The organism is Cellulomonas triticagri (genome assembly GCF_003696205.1).
GTDB classification, from domain to species: domain Bacteria; phylum Actinomycetota; class Actinomycetes; order Actinomycetales; family Cellulomonadaceae; genus Cellulomonas; species Cellulomonas triticagri.
Genome location: NZ_RFFI01000266.1, coordinates 1 through 1,144, shown reverse-complemented (window position 1 = coordinate 1,144; position 1,144 = coordinate 1). Strand labels below are relative to the sequence as shown.

Annotated in this window: 2 protein-coding genes; both read left to right on the top strand. The window is 79.6% G+C overall.

Annotation, left to right across the window (positions count from 1 at the left end):
* A partial coding sequence (locus EBM89_RS21715) for a hypothetical protein (protein WP_158609752.1) occupies positions 1–204 on the top strand: 204 nt, incomplete at its 5' end.
* 165 nt (positions 205–369) lie between these two features.
* A partial coding sequence (locus EBM89_RS20740; RefSeq protein WP_122151425.1) for a glycosyltransferase occupies positions 370–1,144 on the top strand: 775 nt, incomplete at its 3' end.

The following is a 1,144-nucleotide window of genomic DNA, read 5'->3' as shown; positions in this document are numbered from 1 at the left end:
GCCGACGCCCCCGCCCGGCACGGGTGGCCCGCGCGGATCGCCCGGCGCGCGGCCCTGGTGGGCGGCGAGGTGCTGCGCGTGCGGTCGCGCGGCGACGTCGCGCGGCTGTCCTGGTCCACGGGGTTCGGCGTCGGCTACGCCCTCGGCGGGCTGCCGGACCCGGAGCCGTACCCGCTGGAGGCCGTGGCTCTGCCGCACCGCTGACGGCCCGCCTGGGCCGCGCCGGACGGGTGACGGGCCACCCGACCGAGCACCGGAGCCGACGCCCACGTGCGGCAGTCGGGTGACGCGACTCGATTTCCGCTGTCCGGTTTGCGATGGTATGTCGACTTCCCGGTTCGTCCGGGGCCACCGACCCGGAGGTGAGCCGTGACCGACAGCGTCGCCGCGCGCGCCGACCTGTCGGTCGTGGTCGTCGCCCAGGGGTCCGAGGCGGCGCTGCTCACCGCCGTCCGCAGCGTCCTCACCGCCCTCGACCTCGCCGCCCACGGCGTCCGGCACCACGGCGGCTGGCTGCGCGGCGAGCGCCTCGGCGGCGAGATCGTCCTCGTCGTGCGCGACGTCGCCGCCCTGCCCGCCGCCGTCCGCCGCGACCGCCGCGTGCGGGTGGTCGCGGCCCCCGGCGTCGGCACCGGACGCGCCCGCAACGTCGGCGTCGCCGCCGCCCGCGGCCGGTACCTGCTGTTCACCTCGCCCGACGCCCGCGTCCCCGTGCCGTGGGCCGTCGAGATGACCACCCCGCTGCGCGAGGGCCGCGCCGACCTCACCGGCGGCGCCGTCCGCCTCGCCGACACCCGGCCCGCCTGGGTGGACGACGCCCTCGCCGCCGCCGTGCTCGGCGTCGTCCCCGACCCGCCCACCTCCGGGCGGGCGTTCTCCGGCGTCAGCATGGCCGCCACCCGCGCCGTGCTCGAGTCCGTCGGGTTCGACGAGGCCCTCGGCACCCCCCGCTACCCGTTCACCGGCGACGTCATGTTCCGCCACGACGTCGTCGCCGCGGGGTTCCGCGAGCTGGCCGTGCCCGGCGTCACCGTCGAGCGCCGCCCCGACCCCGGCGCCCTCACCCCCCGCGCCCTGCGGCGCCGCGCCGCGCAGCACGCCCGGGGCGCCGCCTACCTCGACCGGCACCTGCGCGACGCCCGCC